General features: G+C 64.5%; 24 protein-coding genes. 16 read left to right on the top strand and 8 right to left on the bottom strand.

Annotation, left to right across the window (positions count from 1 at the left end):
- Nucleotides 1-79: 79 nt before the first annotated feature.
- Nucleotides 80-796: a Crp/Fnr family transcriptional regulator gene (locus PX653_RS11960; RefSeq protein WP_277418089.1), complete on the top strand. Its 717-nt coding sequence runs from the start codon at nt 80-82 to the stop codon at nt 794-796.
- Between the two features lie 66 nt (nt 797-862).
- A complete protein-coding gene (locus PX653_RS11955) occupies nt 863-1,192 on the top strand; it encodes a ribonuclease E inhibitor RraB (protein WP_277418088.1) in 330 nt (109 codons plus the stop codon).
- Nucleotides 1,193-1,282: 90 nt separating this feature from the next.
- Here the strand turns inward: PX653_RS11955 and PX653_RS11950 are convergent, their stop codons facing one another.
- From PX653_RS11950 to PX653_RS11940, 3 genes are all read right to left on the bottom strand, one after another.
- Nucleotides 1,283-1,504 (bottom strand): YMGG-like glycine zipper-containing protein, encoded by a 222-nt coding sequence (locus tag PX653_RS11950; RefSeq protein ID WP_277418087.1) that lies wholly within the window; start codon nt 1,502-1,504, stop codon nt 1,283-1,285.
- A gap of 72 nt (nt 1,505-1,576) precedes the next feature.
- On the bottom strand, nt 1,577-1,927 hold the full coding sequence (locus PX653_RS11945; protein WP_277418086.1) for a BON domain-containing protein: 351 nt from the start codon (nt 1,925-1,927) through the stop codon (nt 1,577-1,579).
- A 173-nt stretch (nt 1,928-2,100) separates the two neighbouring features.
- Nucleotides 2,101-4,182 carry an AsmA family protein gene (locus PX653_RS11940; protein ID WP_277418085.1) on the bottom strand — a complete coding sequence of 694 codons (2,082 nt, stop codon included), beginning with the start codon at nt 4,180-4,182 and terminating at the stop codon, nt 2,101-2,103.
- A gap of 204 nt (nt 4,183-4,386) precedes the next feature.
- Here PX653_RS11940 and PX653_RS11935 point away from each other — a divergent pair, with 204 nt between their 5' ends.
- The 7 genes from PX653_RS11935 (at nt 4,387) to PX653_RS11905 (ending at nt 8,998) form a co-directional block, all read left to right on the top strand.
- Nucleotides 4,387-4,773 carry a DUF4398 domain-containing protein gene (locus tag PX653_RS11935; protein WP_277418084.1) on the top strand — a complete coding sequence of 129 codons (387 nt, stop codon included), beginning with the start codon at nt 4,387-4,389 and terminating at the stop codon, nt 4,771-4,773.
- 18 nt (nt 4,774-4,791) lie between these two features.
- On the top strand, nt 4,792-5,694 hold the full coding sequence (locus tag PX653_RS11930) for an OmpA family protein (protein ID WP_277418083.1): 903 nt from the start codon (nt 4,792-4,794) through the stop codon (nt 5,692-5,694).
- An 18-nt stretch (nt 5,695-5,712) separates the two neighbouring features.
- Nucleotides 5,713-6,249: a ferritin-like domain-containing protein gene (locus tag PX653_RS11925; protein WP_277418082.1), complete on the top strand. Its 537-nt coding sequence runs from the start codon at nt 5,713-5,715 to the stop codon at nt 6,247-6,249.
- Between the two features lie 108 nt (nt 6,250-6,357).
- Nucleotides 6,358-6,660: an ElaB/YgaM/YqjD family protein gene (locus PX653_RS11920; RefSeq protein ID WP_277418081.1), complete on the top strand. Its 303-nt coding sequence runs from the start codon at nt 6,358-6,360 to the stop codon at nt 6,658-6,660.
- A gap of 21 nt (nt 6,661-6,681) precedes the next feature.
- Nucleotides 6,682-7,062 carry a phage holin family protein gene (locus tag PX653_RS11915; RefSeq protein WP_277418080.1) on the top strand — a complete coding sequence of 127 codons (381 nt, stop codon included), beginning with the start codon at nt 6,682-6,684 and terminating at the stop codon, nt 7,060-7,062.
- A gap of 10 nt (nt 7,063-7,072) precedes the next feature.
- Entirely contained in the window at nt 7,073-7,489 is a 417-nt protein-coding gene (locus tag PX653_RS11910; RefSeq protein WP_277418079.1) for a hypothetical protein, read from the top strand.
- 363 nt (nt 7,490-7,852) lie between these two features.
- Nucleotides 7,853-8,998 (top strand): patatin-like phospholipase family protein, encoded by a 1,146-nt coding sequence (locus tag PX653_RS11905; protein WP_277418078.1) that lies wholly within the window; start codon nt 7,853-7,855, stop codon nt 8,996-8,998.
- A 40-nt stretch (nt 8,999-9,038) separates the two neighbouring features.
- On the opposite strand, the gene PX653_RS11900 is transcribed toward PX653_RS11905, so the two are convergent.
- The 3 genes from PX653_RS11900 to PX653_RS11890 form a co-directional block, all read right to left on the bottom strand.
- Nucleotides 9,039-9,407, bottom strand: a complete 369-nt coding sequence (locus PX653_RS11900; RefSeq protein WP_277418077.1) for a hypothetical protein — start codon at nt 9,405-9,407, stop codon at nt 9,039-9,041.
- Nucleotides 9,408-9,458: 51 nt separating this feature from the next.
- Entirely contained in the window at nt 9,459-9,611 is a 153-nt protein-coding gene (locus PX653_RS11895) for a DUF3309 domain-containing protein (RefSeq protein WP_107141531.1), read from the bottom strand.
- 80 nt (nt 9,612-9,691) lie between these two features.
- Nucleotides 9,692-10,138 carry an outer membrane lipoprotein gene (locus tag PX653_RS11890; protein WP_277418076.1) on the bottom strand — a complete coding sequence of 149 codons (447 nt, stop codon included), beginning with the start codon at nt 10,136-10,138 and terminating at the stop codon, nt 9,692-9,694.
- 215 nt (nt 10,139-10,353) lie between these two features.
- On the opposite strand from PX653_RS11890, the gene PX653_RS11885 reads away from it, so the two are divergent.
- Genes PX653_RS11885 through PX653_RS11875 form a run of 3 tightly spaced genes read left to right on the top strand, consistent with a single transcriptional unit; the run spans nt 10,354 to nt 12,524 of the window.
- Nucleotides 10,354-10,908: a hypothetical protein gene (locus PX653_RS11885; RefSeq protein WP_277418075.1), complete on the top strand. Its 555-nt coding sequence runs from the start codon at nt 10,354-10,356 to the stop codon at nt 10,906-10,908.
- A gap of 59 nt (nt 10,909-10,967) precedes the next feature.
- Nucleotides 10,968-11,282 (top strand): BON domain-containing protein, encoded by a 315-nt coding sequence (locus PX653_RS11880; RefSeq protein ID WP_277418074.1) that lies wholly within the window; start codon nt 10,968-10,970, stop codon nt 11,280-11,282.
- A 51-nt stretch (nt 11,283-11,333) separates the two neighbouring features.
- Nucleotides 11,334-12,524 carry an AI-2E family transporter gene (locus tag PX653_RS11875; protein ID WP_371876447.1) on the top strand — a complete coding sequence of 397 codons (1,191 nt, stop codon included), beginning with the start codon at nt 11,334-11,336 and terminating at the stop codon, nt 12,522-12,524.
- A 97-nt stretch (nt 12,525-12,621) separates the two neighbouring features.
- On the opposite strand, the gene PX653_RS11870 is transcribed toward PX653_RS11875, so the two are convergent.
- Both PX653_RS11870 and PX653_RS11865 read right to left on the bottom strand, forming a co-directional pair.
- Nucleotides 12,622-13,539, bottom strand: a complete 918-nt coding sequence (locus tag PX653_RS11870) for a YihY/virulence factor BrkB family protein (RefSeq protein ID WP_277418073.1) — start codon at nt 13,537-13,539, stop codon at nt 12,622-12,624.
- Nucleotides 13,540-13,629: 90 nt separating this feature from the next.
- Nucleotides 13,630-14,664: an OmpA family protein gene (locus PX653_RS11865; RefSeq protein WP_277418072.1), complete on the bottom strand. Its 1,035-nt coding sequence runs from the start codon at nt 14,662-14,664 to the stop codon at nt 13,630-13,632.
- A 653-nt stretch (nt 14,665-15,317) separates the two neighbouring features.
- Between PX653_RS11865 and PX653_RS11860 the strand changes: the two genes are divergently transcribed.
- The 4 genes from PX653_RS11860 (at nt 15,318) to PX653_RS11845 (ending at nt 19,070) form a co-directional block, all read left to right on the top strand.
- Entirely contained in the window at nt 15,318-15,911 is a 594-nt protein-coding gene (locus PX653_RS11860; protein WP_170289045.1) for a winged helix-turn-helix domain-containing protein, read from the top strand.
- A 144-nt stretch (nt 15,912-16,055) separates the two neighbouring features.
- Complete coding sequence (locus tag PX653_RS11855) at nt 16,056-16,946, top strand: M90 family metallopeptidase (protein ID WP_277418071.1); 891 nt, start codon at nt 16,056-16,058, stop codon at nt 16,944-16,946.
- A 205-nt stretch (nt 16,947-17,151) separates the two neighbouring features.
- Nucleotides 17,152-18,336 (top strand): IS4 family transposase, encoded by a 1,185-nt coding sequence (locus PX653_RS11850; RefSeq protein ID WP_277413673.1) that lies wholly within the window; start codon nt 17,152-17,154, stop codon nt 18,334-18,336.
- Between the two features lie 182 nt (nt 18,337-18,518).
- A complete protein-coding gene (locus tag PX653_RS11845; RefSeq protein WP_277418070.1) occupies nt 18,519-19,070 on the top strand; it encodes a glycine zipper domain-containing protein in 552 nt (183 codons plus the stop codon).
- The last annotated feature ends 11 nt before the right edge of the window (nt 19,071-19,081 follow it).

Here is a 19,081-nt window from a genome sequence, read left to right as displayed (position 1 = left end):
GTCACCGTACATACATGGGAATTGAGAGTCGTTACGCTCTTTCCTACCTTGTGCACATGCCAACCTATCAGGCCATACGATGAATCTGAACTTTGACACCGCGCACAGCAGCCACGCTTCGATGGTCACGCCTGGTAACCGATTGCTGGCCGGTCTTCCCGAAGACGACCTGGCCCAGCTCGAAGCCCAATGCGAGACCATCGACGCGGAAGTGGGCGATGTCCTGTTCGAACCGGGCCAGACGATCCGCCACGTGTATTTCCCCATCGACGCGCTGGTCTCGCTGCTGGCCGTCGCCGAAGGGCGCATGACGCTCGAGGTGGGCTCGGTCGGCCGTGAAGGCATGATCGGCGCCTCCGCCGCATTGGGCAACGACGAGGCCCAGGTGCGCGCCGTCGTGCAGCGCGCCGGCCGTGCCTTGTGCATGAGCGCCGCCGATTTCGCCGCCTGCGCGGGCCGCATGGAATCCTTGCAGCACCTGCTGCACCGCTATACCGACACGCTGCTGGCACAGGCGATCCAGATCGCCGTGTGCAGCCGCTTCCACGTGCTCGAGGCGCGCCTGGCGCGGTCGCTCCTTGTCACGCGCGACCGCCTGCAATCGGAGAAGTTCCACCTTACCCATGAATTCCTCGCCCACGCGCTGGGCGTACGGCGTGTCGGCGTCACGAAAGCCGCCAGCGCGCTGCAGAACCAGAAGCTGATCTCCTACAGCCGCGGCAATATCGAGATCCTCGATTCCAGCGGGTTGGAAGCGGTCTCGTGCCGCTGCTACGACCTGGTGAAGGAACGTTGACCGCTGGCGCCGCCCGGCGCCGGGCTGTTACCATTGCCGCTCTATGACCCTGTGGAGGCGGTAACCATGTACAAGCGCGTTGAAACCTGGCCGGACGATGCGGACGGCGAAGTGTTGCGACTGCTGGCGGAAGGCGGCTTCGACTTCTCCGTCGAAGTGCCGATCGAGTTCAACGTGGACGTGGAGCAGTGGCCGCCCACGCAGGCACTGCTGGCCGAGCTGCGCAAGCAGTATGGCGACGTCGAATGCGTCGAGGACGAGGAGGGCGACCGGTTCGTCCAGTTCATCGTGACGGGCCGCGTCAGCTACGATCTCGTCACATCGGTGCAGCGCGCCGCGACGGAGCTGGCCGGGCCGTTTGGCGGCTGGTGCGATTCGTGGGGTACGCTGGCCTAGACTGGCTGAAGACCATGGGGACGGGCACCAATCCCGGGGCGTTCGCCCTGGGATTGGTGCCCGTCCCCGGTGTTGCTGGCGTCCCGTGGATCAGCGGCCTGGCTTGCTGACCTGGTTGCCCACGACGCCGCCCACGGCGGCACCGCCGACCGTGCCCAGTGCCGAGCCGCCCGACAGGGCCGAGCCGGCCACCGCGCCCACGCCAGCGCCGATGGCCGTGTTGCGATCCTGCGTGGACATGCCGGAGCAGGCGGTCAGGCCCATGACGGCGCCGGCGATGGTAAGACGCATTGCGATCTGTTTGACGTTCATGATGTTCTCCTTGGTTGAGCTGGCCCGCCGGTGCGGGCGCATGAGTGGTTGGTGGACGCTTGGGTGGACCCGTTACTTCGCCGCGTCCTTGAGCTTCATGTCGTTCCTGACGACCTTCACGCCGGCCACGCTGCGGGCCGCGGCGACGGCCGTGTCGATCTCCTGCTGGCTGGCGGCAAAGCCGGACAGGCGCACTTCGCCGTCGTAGCTCTCGACGGCGATGTCGGCCGGGTTGATGCCCTGTTGCTGGGCCAGGCCCGCCAGCACGCTGTTGGTCAGGGCCGAGTCGCTGACGGCGGCGCTGTTGGCCGAGTTGCCCACGGCGCCGGTGGCGGGCGCCGGCGCATTCGTCGAGGCACAGGCCACCAGCGTGGCCAGCACCAGGCCGGACACGATGGTCGGCAGGGAAGTCAGGTTGTTCATTGCACGCTCCTTTGTTCTCGAAATGGTCGTTTCGCTGCGCAGTCGACGCTGCTGCATCAACGCTTTCAGGATAAGAAAACGGTATAAACCGTTCTGTTCGCCATCGCACCCAGTAACGGTTTGTTACCTTTTCGTCGCGGCCCCGGTGGCCTCGTTGGCCCCTCATTGGCCCCTTATTTGCCTTTTACCTGTTCGGGCGTAGCCCGTTTCGAGGCCGGCAATTGCTTGCCCGGCGGCGGCGCGCTGGGCTTGGCCGTCGACTGCGCCAGCAGCTTGGCGCAATCGACGCCGCCACCGCCGCCATGGATCAGCGGAATGACGGCCGCCACCGGCGCGGCCAGCGTGGCCAGCGCGATGGCGCCGCCGGCCCGCATCGCCAGCACGCCCTTGTCGATGGCCACGTCGGGCTGCTTGAAGCTGCCGCGCACGTAGATCGGCGAACGCAGCGAGACGATGCGCAGGCCCTTGCTGTCCGGCTTCAACGTCAGGTCCATCTTCTCCTGCGCCAGGCTGACGGCGCCGTTGATGTGCAGCGTGGCGTCGGTCGTGTCGACGATGAACGAGCGCGTCTGCGCCACGCCGTTGGTGACGGCGAAATCGCCGGCCAGGCAGTTCATCTGGACGGGCTTGTCGCCCACCAGCTTGGTGACGACGATGCTGCCCACGTTCAGGCCCATCTGCTCCAGCAGCATCTTGCTGATGGTGCCCTGGCTGACGGTGGCTTTCACTTCGCCGTTGGATGCCGCCAGCAGGGTAGCGACGGAGTTCCCGGTGGCCGACAGCCTGGCCTCGGCATTGATCTCGCCCACGGTGGCCTGCTTGATCTGCTCGACGTTCGGGAACAGCTCCTTGATCTTGATGTGGCGGCCCTTGACGTCGAGGTTGGCGGCGATGGCATCCTTGACCTGCTTGCCGCTGCCGTCCAGCTTGACGGTGGAGGCCATGCTGCCGCCCGCGAAGTCGAAGTTCAGCGGCGTCAGTTTCAGGACGCCGTCGTTCAGGTGGAACTCCGTGTACAGGTTGCTGATCGGCAGCTGCGCCGTGCGCGTGATGCGATCGGCCTTGAAGCTGACATCGGCATCGATGCTGGTCCAGCGCTCGGTGCGGAATTTTTCCACCGGCAGCACCTTGTCGGCCGGCTGCACGGTTTCCACGCCGCGTTCCTTTTTCTTTTCGTTGGAGTCGGCACCGATCAGCGGGCCCAGGTCGGCGAACTGCAGCAGTTTAGAGTGCACGTTGCCGGTCAGGTGGCCGCGCGGTTTCTTCTGCTGGTAGGCCAGCTTGCCGCCGATGTCGGACGAGCCCACCTTGCCGACGAATTTGTCGTAGGTCCACTTGCTGTTGCCCTTGGCCAGCTCACCGACCAGGCGGCCATGCGTGGAGAAGGGCGGCGTTTCCGGCAGCACCAGGCCGGTGATGGGGTACAGCCGTGCCATGCTGACCCCGGATACCTTCAGGTTCATGTCGATGCCGGCCAGCTTGGCGGGATTGACCAGCGTGCCCTCGGCGGCCACGGAGACCCGGCCGATCTTCGCATCGGCCAGGATGGGGAAGGGCACGCTGGCATCCTGCAGCGACAACACGGCGCCCGTCTTGCCGCTGCCGCTGATGGGCGCGTCGTTCCATCGGCCCGACAGCTTCCAGCCGACGCCGTACTTGCGGTCGTTGTCGAGCGTGTCGACCTGCGCCGTCGCGTCGATGTGTTCGACGCCGTCGACGAAGCGGATGCTGCCCTTGCTGAACACGATGCGGTCCAGGTCCAGCTCCCACTTCGATTTCTTTTCCTTTTTCTCGAACGTCCAGTTGTTGCCTTCGCTGGTGCGGCGCAGGTACACGCTGGGCGACTGGAAGGACAGTTCCGGAATCGAGATGGTCTGGTGCAGCAGCGCGAACGGATTGAGCGAGAACGCTACCGCATCCACGCTGGCCATGTCGGCCGGCACCGGGTCCTTGCCGCCTTTGCCGACCAGCTCGGGCGGATTGCCCAGGTGGACGTCGCGCGCCACCAGGTGCGGCCATGGAATCCAGTCGCGCCAGGTACGGTCCTGCGGCGCGCGCGGCTGCTTTTCCCACGTGAGGGAGAGGTCGCCGCGGATGGCGAACGGGCGCTCGATGGCTTCGCTGGTCTTCGCGTTCAGCCAGGGGCGCGCCTTGTTCCAGTCATAGTTGAGGAGTACGACCAGCGCAATGGCGGGGATGGCGACGACGGTGCCGCCCACGGCCAGCGCGATCTTGGTGCGACGAGGCATTGTCATGGCAGAGCCTTTCTGTTTTGGTTACGCCAGGCGACCTTACACGATGGCCTTGGCGGGCAATGTGCGGTTCCGCACCGTAAGAGGCGATGGCGCAACGCGTGGCCCTGCTTGCCGCCATATGTGCGGCAGCGTACTGAAGGAGTGTTGTCCGTTAGGCTATAACTTCACCACATCACGAACGTTCAACTTCTGAGGAGAAAAAGAATGAGCCCTCGTCTTACCCTGCCGGCCCTTGCGGCAACCGTCGTTTCCGCCCTGGTGCTGTCGGCCTGCGCCAGCCAGAAAGCCCCGGCCACCGCCGATGTCGCCGTGTCCCAGGCCGCGGTTGAAAACGCCGCCCAGGCCGGCGCCGCCGAGCTGGCACCTGCCGAGCTGACGTCCGCCCGCGAGAAGTTCGCCCGCGCCAACCAGGCCCTGAAGGAACGCGACTACAAGCTCGCCTCCGAACTGGCGACCCAGGCCCAGGCCGAGGCGAAGCTGGCGCAGAGCAAGGCCACGTCCGCCAAGGCGACCAGCGCTGCCGATGCCGTGCAAGACAATATCCGTGTGTTGCGCGAGGAACTCGATCGCGCCAACAGCGCCAACAAGTAAGAACAAGGAGAGGACACGATGAACAAGACCTTTGCACGCAAAGCCGTGACACCGCTGGTGCTGTCGCTGGTACTGGCATTGTCCGCCTGCAGCTCCACGCCCGTGACGACCAGCACGCTGGACCAGGCCCGCAGCGACTATACGGCGGCGCAGAACGGCGCCGTGGCGCAGTACGCGCCCAATGAATTCAAGGCCGCGACGGAAGCGCTGAATGCCGCCAACACGGCAGCAAGCAACCGCGAGGACCTGACCAAGATCGACCAGCTGGCCAGCCTGGCGAAAACCAAGATCGCCACCGCCCAGGAAGTGGCCCGCACCAAGCAGGCCGAGGCCAGCCTGAAGGGCGCCACGCAGGAACGCGAGCAGGTGCGCCTGCAGGCCCGTACCGCCGAGGCGGAAGCGGCACGTCGCAACGCCGAACAGGCCCAGCGCGATGCCGAGGCCGCGAAGGCCCGGGCCGAGCAGGCCACGGCGGCGACCCGCGATGCCCAGGCGCAGTCCCAGGCACTGGCGGCGCAGCTGGCCGAACTGCAGGCCAAGCAGACCGAGCGCGGCATGGTCGTCACGTTGGGCGACGTGCTGTTCAACACCGACCAGGCCGTACTGACGTCCGGCGGCATGGGCACCGTGCAGAAACTGGCCAACATCCTGCGCGACAACCCGGATCGCACCGTGCTGGTGGAAGGCTTTACCGACAGCACCGGCTCGACCGCGCACAACCTGGAGCTGTCGCAGCGCCGTGCCGAAGCCGTGCGCGCCGCGCTGGCGCAGATGGGCATCGAGCGCAACCGCGTCGAGACGCGCGGCTATGGCGAGGCCTATCCGGTGGCCGGCAACAACACGGCCGGCGACCGCCAGCTCAACCGCCGCGTCGAGATCGTGCTGTCCGAAGCAGGCAAGCCGATCCAGGCACGTCGTTAATTTTTAACTAGGAAGATCATGTCCGACAATACCCCTACCCAGGCCAGCGGCATCGATACCGCGGCCATCCGGGCCGCCGCGCAGAACATGGCGGACGGTCCGGTCACGGCAGGCTACAAGGGCGACCGCGAAGCCGTGCTGAAAATGCTGAACGACGCGCTGGCCACCGAACTGGTCTGCATCAACCGCTACAAGCGCCACTACTACACGGTGAGCGGGCGCGCCAACTCCGGCATCAAGGCGGAGTTCCTGGAGCACGCGGGCGAGGAAGAGCAGCATGCCGACTGGCTGGCCGAGCGTATCGTCCAGTTGAATGGCCAGCCCGACTTCAACCCCGCGACCTTGCTGGCACGCAGCCACGCCGAGTATGATGAATCGATGGAAGTGCAGTCGATGGTGCGTTCGAACCTGATCGCCGAGCGCGTGGCCATCGAGGCCTACCGCCAGATGATCGAGCAGATCGGCGATACCGATCCCGTGACGAAACAGCTGTTGGTCAAAATCATGGCTGAAGAGGAAGAGCACGCGGACGACATGCGCGACCTGCTTGAGTAAGCGGTTGCACGATCGACAGCGCGAGCCGATACTTGCGCTGTCGGGTTTTACCTTCAGTTTTCACTTCAGGGAGCGAGCCTCCCATACTGCCAATAAAGGAGCATCATCATGCTGGAAAATAACATCAGTACCGTAAACAACGACGTGAAAACGCTGGTCAAGGATGCACAGGCCCTGTTCACCGCCGCCACGGCCCTGACGGGCGAAAAGGCCGAGGAACTGCGCGGCCGCGGCATGCGCGCGCTGGACTCGGCGCTGGCCCGCGCCCAGGAAGCCCAGGTCAAGGCTGTCGAAAGCGGCAAGCAGGCCGCTGCCACGACCGATGCGTACGTCAAGGAGAACCCATGGCGTTCGATCGCCGTGGCGGCAGGCGTCGGCCTGCTGGTCGGCGTGATCGTGGGCCGCAAATAAATGGCCGTGGCTGGAGACGACATGGAACACTCCGAGCCACATCCTCCCGGCCTGATCGCATCGCTGGCCGGGGTCGCCAAGAACGGCCTGCGCCTGGTGCTGTCGCGGGTCGAACTGGCCGCGCTGGAACTGTCGGAAGTGCGCAATCACCTGGTCCAGCTGTCGGTGCTGTTCGCGCTGTCGGTGCTGGCCGCGTGGTTTGCCATCGCCTTCGGCACCGCAACGCTGATCTACCTCGTGTGGGAATGGCTGGGCTGGAAGATCCTGCTGATCCTCGCCGTCGTCTTCGTCATCATCGCGGTAGCCCTGGTCATGTCGATCAAGAAGCTGATCCTGCAAGGCCGGCTGGCGTTGTCGGCCACCATGGCCGAGCTGAAGGCCGACCGCGACATGTTGTTGTGAAAGGATAGCGATGAGCGATAAATATGGAAACGAGGCGGGCTACGCTGCCGCCAAGGCCAGGCTGATCAAGGAAGGCGAGTTGCACCGCCTTGGCGTCGCGCATTCGAAGCACATGGTGGCGCAGAACCTGCATCCGGAAGTGCTGCTGCATGGCGCCGTCGACATGGCCATCGCGGCCGTGCAGGCACGCTTCGCCGGCATCCTGGCGGCCAAGACGGCCGGCATGGGCGACGGTGGCGCTGGCTCCGGCCTGGGTGGCATCCTGGGCGGCATCAACTACAAGGCGTTGATGCCGGTGGCGATCACGGTGGCGTCCTTCATCTCCAAGCGCCGCCTGACCAAGCCGGCGCTGGCCGTCGGCACCGTGGCGGCGGCGGTTGCGGGGTGGTACTACCGCAAGAAGCGCAAGGTGACGGTCCACTACTGAGCGCCGGCGGCTTGGGCTGTCGGGTGGAACGGCTGCCGCGGCAGCCGTTTTTTTTGAGCGGCCCCAGTTCATCGATGCCCGGGGACTGTCCCTCCGGGACTGTCCCCGGTTTTCCGAGTCGGCGGATGAGTAGCCGCGCTTCCAGCTGCAAATTCCGCTCGTTCGATGTCCCGAATGAAAACCAGGGACAGTCCCCTGCGGGGACAGTCCCTAGGCCTGAACTCCTGCGTCATCACAAGGCTCAGGACTGTCCGCGGTTTTCCGAGCTGCCACGTGAGCCGGCTGCCGGGACGACGTGCCCGCGCCTTGCGCGCTACAATCGGCTGTTTCCAGATTATTTGCCCACAACGCGAAAGGATGACCGTGGCGGAAGGAACGGAACACCGGTTGAATCCGGCCGGCCTGCGCGTCGTGCTGGTGCTGCAGGGCGGCGGGGCGCTGGGCGCCTACCAGGCCGGCGTCTACCATGCGCTGCACGAACACGGGCTGGTGCCCGACTGGGTCGTGGGCACGTCGATCGGCGCCATCAATGCGGCGCTGTTGGCGGGCAATCGCCAGCCGGACCGCTTGCGCCGCCTGCGCGAGTTCTGGGACGGCGTCGCGCACCGCGATGCACTCGATCCCGTGCGCCTGACGGACGACGGGCGCCGCGCCAACATCTGGCTGTCCACCCTGGATACGCTGTGGCGCGGCGTGCCCGGCTTCTTCAAGCCGCGTCCGTTCGGCCTGTTCGCGGCCGGCCTGCCGGTGCCGCCGGAAGAGGCCAGCTTCTACGACACGGCCGAACTGACGGCCACGCTGAAGGAACTCGTCGATTTCGATTACCTGAACAGCCCGGAAGGCATGCGCCTGACCGTCAACGCGCTGCGCGTGCGCTGCGGCTCGCTGGTCAGTTTCGACAGCCGCGACGGCCACTTGTGCGCCGACCATATCCGCGCCAGCGGCGCGCTGCCGCCAGGCTTCGCGCCCGTGCGCATCGACGGCGAGCTGTACTGGGACGGCGGCCTGTACTCGAACACGCCGCTGGAAACCGTGCTGGACGACCGGACGCAGGTCGATACGCTGTGCTTCATGGTGGACCTGTGGAGCGCCGAGGGCCCTGAGCCGCGCACGCTGGAAGAAGTGCAGACGCGCCAGAAGGACGTGACGTTCGCCTCGCGTTCACGGCGCCACCTGGACGACTACGTCAACATGCGGCGCATGCAGAACAAGCTGCGCGAGCTGTACGGCGCGCTGCCCGACCAGGAGAAGAGCGCGCAGGGCGCACGCGAACTCGACGCGCTGGGCTGCGGCAGCACGCTGCACGTGGTGCGCCTGCCTTATGCGGGACGCGACTGGCAGATGGCCATGAAGGACATCAATTTTTCCAAGGGCTCGATCGAGTGGCGCTGGGACCAGGGCTACCGTGACGCACTGCGTGCCATCGACGCCGCCGGCTGGCTGCGCTTGGTGGCGGACGACACGCCGCTCGTCGTACATGAATTGCCGCCGGTCGTGCGCGTGGCATGACGGCCGGTCGCGCCCCACGGGCGCCCCGGGCCGACTGCGACTACTCGGAAGGTCCCGTCGTCTCGACCTTGCCGGCCATCTGGTTCGATACGGTGACGAGCTCGCGCACGTGCGCCATGTCGTCCCGGTAGGTCTGGCGCGCTTCCTTCACGCAGCTGCCCCGTTCGCTTGCCTGCATCTGCTTGCACTGCGCCAGCGCTTCGTTCAGCGCGGCGCCGATTTCCTTTTTCTTGGTGGCGATCTGGGCCTGTATGGTCCGGTCTTCCTTCATCCACCGGGCGGGCTCGCCGCGCGCCAGTTCCTTTTGCTGGTATTGCGCTACCTGGGCGTCGGTGGCCTGGCCAGCGGCGGCGCATGTGCCGGCTGCCAGTAGGCCGGCAACCAATGCACCTGACAATGTCTTGTTCATGCTGACTCCTTCAAAAGTGACAAGGGGCGCTTGGTGCGCCCCCGGGGTGGGTTATAACCGGCCTGTCAGCAGCATGATCAGCAGGATCACGACAATGAGGCCTGCGATACCGCTGGGTGCATAGCCCCAGTTGCGGCTGTGGGGCCAGGTCGGCAGTGCGCCGATGAGGACGAGGACCAGGATGATCAGAAGAATGGTGCCCATGGATGCTCCTTGTTGTGATTATGGATGGATGGCGGACGCGCCCGGCCGCCTGCCGCAAGGCGGGCCGGGCGGCGCCTTCGTCAGTAGCGGTACACGCGGCCGTCGACCAGCCGTACCCGGCTGCCCGACCGCAAGTCGTAGGCGCTGTCCTGGTTGACGGTGCGGTAGTCGCCGTTATCGAGCCGCACGTTGATCTGGTAGACATCGTGCGGGGCGTTCCGGTTCGATTCGACCTGGTTGCCCACCACCGCGCCGCCGATGGCACCGGCGGCAGTGGCGGCGGTACGGCCGCTGCCCGAACCGATCTGGTTGCCCACCAGTGCGCCCACCAGGCCGCCGGCAACGGCGCCCGCGCCGCTCGTGGCCGGATCGACGCGCACCACCTGGATCGATTCGATCGTGCCATACGTGGCCGCGTCGGCGCGGGTCGAGTGATTGGTGTCGGTCAGGTTGCCGGTGCCGGCGCAGCCGGTCGTCAGGGCGGCGACCGCGACCATCACAGCGGAAAGTGCTTGCGTTGTTTTCATCGTGTCCTCCTCGAGATTGTGGTGACACTTTAACCACGGGAGCAAGCAAGGGTCTGTGCGATGCCGCACCATGTCCTGTCGCGCTCGGCGTGGCGTCAGCATGATCCGTTGTTGCAAAAATAGCAGCTATGTTCGCCAGCGAACAGAAACGCTAGCGCAACTGTTGCACACTGTTGTCATCAGAACAAAACAAGACGTCATCGATGGGAGCAAGCATGAAGCGCACACTTTGTGTGGCAGTGGCCCTGGCGGCATCGAGCGCCCTGGTGCCCGTGGGTGCCATGGCCGCGGCCACGCCGGAGGCGAAAGCGCTGTACCGCAACGCAAAGGATGCCGCCAGTACCGAATACAAGGTGGCGCGGGCCAGCTGCGATGCGCTGGCCGGGAATGCAAAGGACGTCTGCGTGGCCGAGGCCAAGGCGGCGCGGGTGCGCTCCCTGGCGGACGCGACGGCGCAGTACAAGAATACGCTGCGAGCCTACACGAAGGCCCGCAAGGACATCGCCGAGGCCGACTATGTGGTCGACCACAGCCGCTGCGAGGCGCTGGCCGGCAACGCCAAGGACGTCTGCGTCAAGCAGGCCAAGGCGACCCGCACGGCGGCCCTGGCCGACGCGCGGGCCGACAAGAAAGTGATCGAGGCGCGCAGCAATGCGCGCGAAGACAAACGAATTGCCGAGTACAAGGTGGCCGCGGAGAAATGCGACGCCTTGTCCGGCACGGCCAAGGAGCAGTGCGTCTCGGCCGCGAAAACCCAGTTCGGTTACTGACCGGCTGACCACAGCTCGTTCCCGGGCATTTTTTGACCACACCAAGAAGGAGAAACATCATGAAAATCGCTCAGAAAATCGTTACCGCAGTCTTCACCGCTGCCACCGTATTCTCCGTCGTCGGCTGCGCCAGCACCGCGACCAAGGAAGGCACCGGCGAATACGTCGACGACGCCGTCCTGACCACCAAGGTCAAGGCCTCCATCTTCAACGAGCCGACCCTGAAGACGACCGAAATCAATGTCGAGACGTTCAAGGGTACCGTGCAGCTGTCCGGCTTCGTGGCACAGCCAGGCGACATCACCAAGGCCGGTGAGATCGCCCGCGGCGTGAAAGGCGTGAAGTCCGTCAAGAACGACATCCGCGTCAAGTAAGAAGGGCGCGGCCGGTACCGCCCGCGGGCGGTACCGGCAGCTGCAAGCCATATGGATCGCCCGCCCCATCTCGGATCGCCCGCCGACCCTGCACCATTGGAGCCGTCGCCGGACGCCGCCACGGAAACCGCGGGCAAGCTGCACCTGCCGCTGCACGTCCATGCGCGCGGCCTGGCCCTGGGCATCATCGCCACGGTCGCCTTCCTGTACGCCCTGCAATGGGCCAGGAATTTCCTTGTTCCCCTGCTGTTGGGGATCTTCATTGCCTATACCCTCAATCCCGTCGTGTCGTGGCTGGAGCGGCTGCGCGTCAAGCGCGCGTTCGGCGCCACGCTCGTCACGGTCGCCATCCTGTTCGGCTCGGCCGTCACGATGGACAAGGTCCATGGCGAATTCGAAAACATCGTCGACGAGCTGCCCACGATCACGCACAAGCTGTCGCGCCTGCTGGCCTCGACCACGGGCGGCAGCACCAGCACGTTGTCGCGCATCCAGGCCGTCGCCACCGAACTGGAGCAGGCTACCGCCGGTAGCCAGGCGCGCCGCGCCGCCAAGCGCCAGCAGGCCGCCACCGTCGAGTCGGCCACGGGCGGCATCCGCGTGATGGACTGGGTGTGGGTCAGCGCGCGCGGCCTGGCCGGCTTCCTCAGCCAGGCGACAATGGTGATCTTCCTCGTGTTTTTCCTGCTGCTGTCCGGCGACACATTCAAGCGCAAGCTCGTCAAGCTGACGGGGCCGTCACTGTCGAAGAAAAAGATCACCGTCCACATCCTGGAAGACATCAACACGTCGATCCAGGCCTATATGTTCATGCTGCTCGTGACCAACGTGCTGCTGGCGCTGCTGATGTGGATCGTGCTGCGCGCCATCGGCCTGGAGAACGCTGGCGCGTGGGCCGTCGTGGCAGGACTGCTGCACATCATGCCGTATTTCGGCCCCTTGCTGATCACCAGCGCCACGGGCCTGGTCGCCTTCCTGCAGTTCGAATCGCTGCAGATGGTCCTCCTGGTGACGGGGGCCTCGCTCGGCATCGCCACCCTGGTCGGCACGTTCGTCACCACATGGATGACGGGCCGCATCGCCCGCATGAATGCCGCGGCCGTGTTCGTCAGCCTGCTGTTCTGGGGCTGGCTGTGGGGCGTCTGGGGCCTGCTGCTGGGCGTGCCCGTGATCGTGGTCGTGAAGGTGGTGGCCGAGCGGGTGGAGGGGATGGAAGTGGTCGCGGAGCTGCTGGGAGAATAACCGGTGACAGGCTCCGATCGCTGATCGGTGCCTGCCACCATGGGTTGAGGATCGCAGACCGGTGTCTGCCACCACCGGTTCCAGCGGGTTCCTGCGCTCAATCCTTCTTGGTCTTGACGATCAGCCGGCCCTGCTCGTCGCGGGGATGATGCTTCAGGCTGCCCAGCCGCAGCGCATACTGGCGGGCAAATTCCGCGCCCAGGAAAAAGATCTGCGCCGAGTAGTACACCCACAACAGCAGGGCGATCGTGGAACCGGCCGCGCCGAAGCTGCTGGTGACGCCGCTGTTGCCGATATAGGCGCCGATGCCGAACTTGCCGATCATGAACAGCAGCGCCGTCCCGATGGCCCCGATGATCACGTCCGTCCAGCCCAGCCGGATGCGCGGCAGCATCTTGTAGATGACGCCGAACATCGTGGCGATGACAAGGAAGCTGATCGCGTGGTTCAGCAGGGTGACGAAGAACGTCGCCTGGGGCCAGTAACTGGTCCAGAAGCGCTGGAAGATCTCCAGCGCGGCACTGACGACAAGCGAGGTCAGCAGGAGGAAGCCCAGCGCCAGCACCATGCCGAACGACAGCAAGCGCGTGCGGATCGTGTCCCATACCGTGTTGTCGGTGACGGGGGGCAACTGCCAGATGTCGTCCAGGCTGGTCTTCAATTCGGCAAAGACGCTGGTCGCGCCGAACAGCAGCAGGGCGCCCGCGATGATCGTCGCGATGCGGCCTTCCTCTTCGTTGTGGGCACCTGCCAGGATCAGCTGGATCGCCTCCGCCCCTTGCGCGCCCATCATGCCGCGCAACTGGTTGAACAGCTCGCCCTGGGCCGCTTCCTTGCCATAGAAAAAGCCGGCGATGGCAATCACCAGCACGAGGATCGGCGCCAGCGAGAACAGCGTGTAGAAGGCCAGGGCGGCGCCCTTGCTGCTGCCCCGGTGGTCGAACCATTCCATCACGGCGCAGTACGACAGCTCGGGCAGCTTTTTCGCGATGTGGGGAAACTTTCTCCAGCTCATTTATGCCTCCGCAAAAACAAAAAGGGGCAGCTGCCCCTTTTTGCATGATTGATCGCAACCGGCCACGGGGACCGGTCACGGCAAGGCCGCTTACTGCACGCGGCGTTCGATGGTGATCTGCTCGACTTCGACGCGACGGTTCGGCTCCAGGCACTTGATCAGGTCGGAACGCTTCTTGTCGTTGCACTGCACGACCGGCTCGTCCTCGCCCTTGCCCTGGGTCTCCAGGCGGTCCGCGGCGACACCCTTGCCGACCAGGTATTGCTTGACGGCGGCGGCGCGCTGTTCGGACAGCTTCTGGTTGTACTGCTTCGAACCGATGCGGTCGGCGTGGCCGGTGATCGTGATGCCGGTCAGGCTCGTGTTCTCGTTCAGCACGCGGGCGATGTCATCCAGCTTCGGCTGGTCGCCGCGCAGTTTCGCCTTGTTGAACTCGAACAGTTCGGTGGCCGACATCGTCACCTTCTCGAAGCGTGCTGGCGCTGGTGGCGGCGCGACCGGTGCCGGCTGTTCGGCGACCGGGGTCGGCGCAGCCACGGGTGCCGGTGCTGGCGCAGCCGTTGGCGACGGACCAAAGGCGAAGTTGAAGCCGACGTTCGCGACGACGTTGTTGGAACGGTCGTGACGGAACTCGTCCGAGCCGATGAAGCCGTACACGCTGCGCACGTCCGCCTGGAACGACACGCGGTCGTTGATCACGGACTGGAAGCCCAGGCCGGCGTTCACGTACGGCGACGTGCGGTGGGGTTCAGCCAGGCTGCCGCGGCGATTTTCCTTGTCGCGCTCGGCACCGATACCGAACAGCACGAATGGACGGAAGGTCTTGCGGGAGAACATGTACAGCGCGTCCACGCCCAGCGTCTGCTGTTCGTAGCGTGCGCCGTTCTCACGCGAGCGGCCATACGTGTAACCCATCTGGATGTCCCAGTTCGGGGCAACGGCCTTGCCGAACTTCAGGCCGGCACCGTAGCCGGTCTTGTCGGTGGCCCAGTCCGAATCAGGCTTCAGGCCCATGACGCTGGGCTGGAAGTACCAGTTCGGATTGATGTTCGCTTCCTGGGCCTGGGCGGCGAAGGAAGCGCACAGCAGTGCTGCGGCGATAGCGATATTTTTGGTTTTGTTCACTGATAACTCCTGATGCGTTGAAAGGAAATCTTGTTCGACAGCAATTGTAAGAGCAGGCCAGATTTTTTGCTCTTCTTTCTGTATTGCGACAATTGCATTGCTGTTAGGTCAAGTGTAGGTGGCGCCTGGATGAAGCTTCGGTGCGCTAGCGCACAAAATGCTTGCGTTGTATCAAATGCGTTGGAAATTTACCACGGAACGTCACCGGCGCCCGACGGTCCAACCTGTCGACAGCGACAGGTTGCAGCCTTTTGCCAGCACCGCCTCGCTCGTGACACGGATGGTGGCCTGCGTGCGGGCACCGGACTTTTTTCCGCATATTGCACATGAGGAAGCGTGAGGTGGGGTCCCATGGCACCGTCCGGGCTGTCAGGTGCCCATGGATATCCCCATAGGAAACAAAGGCTTACTGAGCCGTAATGGAAAAACCGCGGCGCGGGGCGCCATGCCGCATAAAAGTCGAGCGATAACGTTTAAACCATTTTATGTTCGTTGCCGCACAGACTCCTGTTCCGCAAGAGAGCAACCTACAACCTACAGATTACAGATGTGGCACGGCGTCCCTGGCTCTTCCGTGCCTTTCGGCTACCGTTATAAGGAGTGTTCAAATGCATGCAATCCGAGAAACTCACGACCTGTCGAACAGCGATGTGATGGCCGCCCAGGAAGTGCGCGAGCCGGCGGCCCCCGCCGCCAAGGCGCGCCTTGCGCTGGTGGAGCGCCCGGGTCCCGGAACCGAGCGCAAGGCCTTGTCGCTGGCTCCGATCGAGCGTGTACGTTCAACCTCGGCAACGCTGCGTCGCATCGAGAACATGCAGAAGCTGATCGGCGAACTGCAGAACCACGAAATGCTGGCGGACGAGATCGCCTGGTTCCTGAAGTTTTCCCCGTCGGGTGCCCGCAAGTACATCCGCGACCTGCGCGAGGCGGGCGTCATCGAACTGGCGCGCTATATCGAAGGCACCGCCACCTACCTGGGCAAGGCCGTGTACCGCCTGACCCCGGATGCCGAGCGCGTGCAGGCCTTCCTGGCCGCCATCGTGCAGCCGAAGCGCGAAGGTGCGCCACCGCGCAAGGAACGTCCGAGCTTGCGCGAGCAGAGCATGGCAGGCAGCGGCCGTCACTTCCATATCCTGGCCGACGACACGCACTACGCCATCCGCGTCAACCGCGGTCCGGTCACCCGCGACCCGCTGGTCGCCGCCCTGTTCGGCGCACCGCAGTCGCTGCAGAAGGCACAGCAGTAACGTCATCGCATCCCCGAGCGGGCGCCTGGCGGTGGTAAGCTTCGAGCGAGGCTGGCCACCCTCCGGCGCCATTGCATCGTGGCGCTGTTGAATTGTTGACCACACGCCCCATCTGAGGCGTCAGTGTGACTTCAGGACGGCGAAATGGATGCATTGCTCAGTATGACCCTGTTGGCCGTGGTGTGCGCCACGCCATTCTGGTACCCGCGCTGGACCTTGAAGCGGGCGCTGGCACGTCCGTTGTCGCCGGCGGCCCTGCGCACGCTGGCCGACTACATTCCCGTCTATGACCGCATGGAGCCCGCGTTGCAACAGCAACTGCAGCGGCTCGTCGTGCAGTTCCTCCACCAGAAAAAATTCGTCGGCTGTGCCGGCCTCGAAGTCACCGACGAGATGCGGGTTGCCATTGCCGGCCTGGCCTGCATGCTGATCCTGAACCGCCCCAGCAAGGTCTACCGTCCCCTTCACGCGATCCTCGTCTACCCGGGAGCTTTTGCCGCGCCGCGCCTCGACGTCGGTCCGGGCGGCATCGTGACCGACGTGCGCCAGACAATGCTGGGGGAGTCGTGGACGGATGGTCGCGTCGTGCTGTCGTGGGAGGACGTCGCTCGCGGCGGGCGCGAATGGAGCAGCGGCCACAACGTCGCCCTGCACGAGTTTGCCCACCAGCTCGACAGCGAGTCCGGCACGACCAACGGCGCCCCGTACCTGGGCAGTGCCGACAACTACCGCAGCTGGTCGGCCGTATTGTCGCGCGACTTCGCCCACTTGCGCCATGAAGCGTGGGCGGGCAATCCGGACAGCGTGCTGGACCACTACGGCGCCACCAGCCCCGCGGAATTTTTCGCCGTCGCCACCGAAACATTCTTCGGCAAGCCATGGCAGCTGCGCGAACGCCACCCCGCGCTGTTCGACGAGCTGTTGAAGTACTACCGCGTCGACCCGCGCGACTGGCAGGACGCCCCGGTGCCGGAACTGCCCGTCGAGCTTCCCGCCGTGCCCGCCAACCGCTCGTTTGCCTGGGCGAACTGGTGACGTGACCTTATGACGTGACTTGGTGACGTGACCCCAACAGCCGGGCTCGTGTCCCACCCCGGGGTCAGACCCTGAGCCTTCCCCACAAATTTCTGTTGTAAACGGAAGCGGAAGCTGTTAACTTTCAATCCCAAAAACGGCGCATGCATGGCTGTGTTAGCCCTTTTATTCGTAGCGACTAAACTGCGAATGAAAGGCACAGACCATGCATGCACAGCAAATCATACAGAAGTTTTTGGCCGATCAGTGCTCCGCGATGCACGCCAAACGGCGGAGATGCTTGGCCGATGCTGTCGAAGCGGCCCGCAGCGGCGGGCTGGCAATGATGGGAATGAGCAAGGCGCTAGAAAGTGAAGTAAGCCTACGCTATCGGATCAAGCGCATCGACCGCCTTCTAAGTAACGCTCACTTGGCCAAGGAGCGGGTAAGCATCTTCAAGGCCTTGGCGCACCACCTCCTGCCGCATCAGGAGCGCATTGCAGTGATCGTCGATTGGTCTGATTTGCTGCCGGATGTAAGTCAGCATTTGCTGCGCGCCGCCGTGGTAGTGGAGGGGCGTGCGATCACGATTTATGAGGAGCTGCATCCGACCAAGTCGTATGGCAGCAGACAAGTCCATCATCGTTTCCTGGAGACTCTACGGACGGTACTGCCTCCACAAAGCAGTCCAGTGATCATCACCGACGCGGGCTTTCGGGGGACTTGGTTCCAGATGCTCGGCGAGCTCGGCTACGATTGGATCGGTAGAATTCGTAATCTCGACACCGTTCGCGTAGAAGGCACCACGAAGTGGCAGCCTTGCAAAGAGCTTTACCCTCACGCCACTAAGGTCCCACGCGATTTGGGACGGTTCGAACATACCCAATCGCGCTTGGTGAAATGCCGTCTGACTTTGGTGAAGAAGTCGCCCCAAGGGCGAAAGAAATTGACCGTCTTCGGCAATGACGCCGGCAGCCATCACAGCAACAAACAGCGTAAGGGACAATCCGAACCCTGGCTGTTGTCCGTCTCACCAGGGCTATCGAAGCTGCGTGCAAAACAGATCGTCGCCTTATACAGCTGTCGCATGCAAATCGAACAGACTTTCCGCGACCTCAAAAACCCGCGGTGGGGGATGGGGATTCGCCACAGTCAAACACGCCAACCCAAGCGTCTCGCCGCACTACTTCTTATCGGCACCTTGCTCAGCTTCGCCCTATGGATCATCGGCATCGTTGCGCAAAGTCGGGGCTATCGTATGCGCTACGGCAGCAAACCCAAATCCGCGAAAACTGTGTCTATCGTTTCCTTAGCTCGCCAATGGCTCGCCGACGTCAGGTATCGAAGGCTGACGCACAGCCAGCTCCGCGAAGCTATGCAGGAGCTGGCTAATCTAGTACTCATCTATTAAAAATGAGGGGAAGGCTCAGGGTCAGACCCCGCGGTGGACACGGACTCGGCGGTCGTCGGCCATCCGCGCTCCTTGCTGTCGACCTGACGCGGCCGTAACGCCGTCCCATGTGTGCGTCAACGTACGGAAGGTCCGGGTTGGGCGGGGCAAGCTGGCTGCGTTCAACCATGCGGGAGAAAATAATGACAACGATCATCGCAGGACATTTCCAATTGCAGGAAGAAGTCGACCGCGCCCGCCAGGCGCTGGTCGATGCGGGCTATCCGGCGGATGCCATCAGCGGCTTCTACGTCAGCCAGCCGGGCCAGCATGACGCCCATCCGCTGGGAGGCGACCGCGACAAGTCGCCCGGCGCCAAGGACAGCCCCGAAGGCCTGGCCAAGGGCGCGGCGACGGGCGGCGCCATCGGGGCCGCGCTGGGCGCGGCCACCGTGCCGCTGACGGGACCGGCCGGTCCGGTCGTGGGCGGGCTGCTCGGTGCCCACGTGGGCTCGCTGTACAGCTTTTCGCACATGAAGGAGAAGGGCGAACCGGAACAGGGCGGCGAAAACATGGCCGAGCCGCGGGCGCCCGGCATGATGATCGCGGTGGCGTTGCCGGATGGCGCCACGGACCGTGCCATCGGCCTGCTGCGCGACCTGGGCGCGCGCCGCATCGAGCAGGCGGAAGGTACGATCGCCGGGGGCGACTGGAAGGACTTCGATCCGCTGTCGCTGCCGCGCTTCGTCGGCTGACAGCCCTACGC

Source organism: Pseudoduganella chitinolytica (genome assembly GCF_029028125.1).
Lineage (GTDB): Bacteria > Pseudomonadota > Gammaproteobacteria > Burkholderiales > Burkholderiaceae_D > Rugamonas > Rugamonas chitinolytica.
The sequence above is the reverse complement of the archived record's forward strand: the minus strand, read 5'-3'. Positions and strand labels throughout refer to the sequence as shown.

Excerpts from the sequence above, each read along its gene's own strand:
- PX653_RS11960 (WP_277418089.1), top strand. The coding sequence starts at position 80 with ATGAATCTGAACTTTGACACCGCGCACAGCAGCCACGCTTCGATGGTC.
- PX653_RS11955 (WP_277418088.1), top strand. The coding sequence starts at position 863 with ATGTACAAGCGCGTTGAAACCTGGCCGGACGATGCGGACGGCGAAGTG.
- PX653_RS11950 (WP_277418087.1), bottom strand. The coding sequence starts at position 1,504 with ATGAACGTCAAACAGATCGCAATGCGTCTTACCATCGCCGGCGCCGTC.
- PX653_RS11945 (WP_277418086.1), bottom strand. The coding sequence starts at position 1,927 with ATGAACAACCTGACTTCCCTGCCGACCATCGTGTCCGGCCTGGTGCTG.
- PX653_RS11940 (WP_277418085.1), bottom strand. The coding sequence starts at position 4,182 with ATGACAATGCCTCGTCGCACCAAGATCGCGCTGGCCGTGGGCGGCACC.
- PX653_RS11935 (WP_277418084.1), top strand. The coding sequence starts at position 4,387 with ATGAGCCCTCGTCTTACCCTGCCGGCCCTTGCGGCAACCGTCGTTTCC.
- PX653_RS11930 (WP_277418083.1), top strand. The coding sequence starts at position 4,792 with ATGAACAAGACCTTTGCACGCAAAGCCGTGACACCGCTGGTGCTGTCG.
- PX653_RS11925 (WP_277418082.1), top strand. The coding sequence starts at position 5,713 with ATGTCCGACAATACCCCTACCCAGGCCAGCGGCATCGATACCGCGGCC.
- PX653_RS11920 (WP_277418081.1), top strand. The coding sequence starts at position 6,358 with ATGCTGGAAAATAACATCAGTACCGTAAACAACGACGTGAAAACGCTG.
- PX653_RS11915 (WP_277418080.1), top strand. The coding sequence starts at position 6,682 with ATGGAACACTCCGAGCCACATCCTCCCGGCCTGATCGCATCGCTGGCC.
- PX653_RS11910 (WP_277418079.1), top strand. The coding sequence starts at position 7,073 with ATGAGCGATAAATATGGAAACGAGGCGGGCTACGCTGCCGCCAAGGCC.
- PX653_RS11900 (WP_277418077.1), bottom strand. The coding sequence starts at position 9,407 with ATGAACAAGACATTGTCAGGTGCATTGGTTGCCGGCCTACTGGCAGCC.
- PX653_RS11895 (WP_107141531.1), bottom strand. The coding sequence starts at position 9,611 with ATGGGCACCATTCTTCTGATCATCCTGGTCCTCGTCCTCATCGGCGCA.
- PX653_RS11890 (WP_277418076.1), bottom strand. The coding sequence starts at position 10,138 with ATGAAAACAACGCAAGCACTTTCCGCTGTGATGGTCGCGGTCGCCGCC.
- PX653_RS11885 (WP_277418075.1), top strand. The coding sequence starts at position 10,354 with ATGAAGCGCACACTTTGTGTGGCAGTGGCCCTGGCGGCATCGAGCGCC.
- PX653_RS11880 (WP_277418074.1), top strand. The coding sequence starts at position 10,968 with ATGAAAATCGCTCAGAAAATCGTTACCGCAGTCTTCACCGCTGCCACC.
- PX653_RS11875 (WP_371876447.1), top strand. The coding sequence starts at position 11,334 with ATGGATCGCCCGCCCCATCTCGGATCGCCCGCCGACCCTGCACCATTG.
- PX653_RS11870 (WP_277418073.1), bottom strand. The coding sequence starts at position 13,539 with ATGAGCTGGAGAAAGTTTCCCCACATCGCGAAAAAGCTGCCCGAGCTG.
- PX653_RS11860 (WP_170289045.1), top strand. The coding sequence starts at position 15,318 with ATGGCCGCCCAGGAAGTGCGCGAGCCGGCGGCCCCCGCCGCCAAGGCG.
- PX653_RS11855 (WP_277418071.1), top strand. The coding sequence starts at position 16,056 with ATGGATGCATTGCTCAGTATGACCCTGTTGGCCGTGGTGTGCGCCACG.
- PX653_RS11850 (WP_277413673.1), top strand. The coding sequence starts at position 17,152 with ATGCATGCACAGCAAATCATACAGAAGTTTTTGGCCGATCAGTGCTCC.
- PX653_RS11845 (WP_277418070.1), top strand. The coding sequence starts at position 18,519 with ATGACAACGATCATCGCAGGACATTTCCAATTGCAGGAAGAAGTCGAC.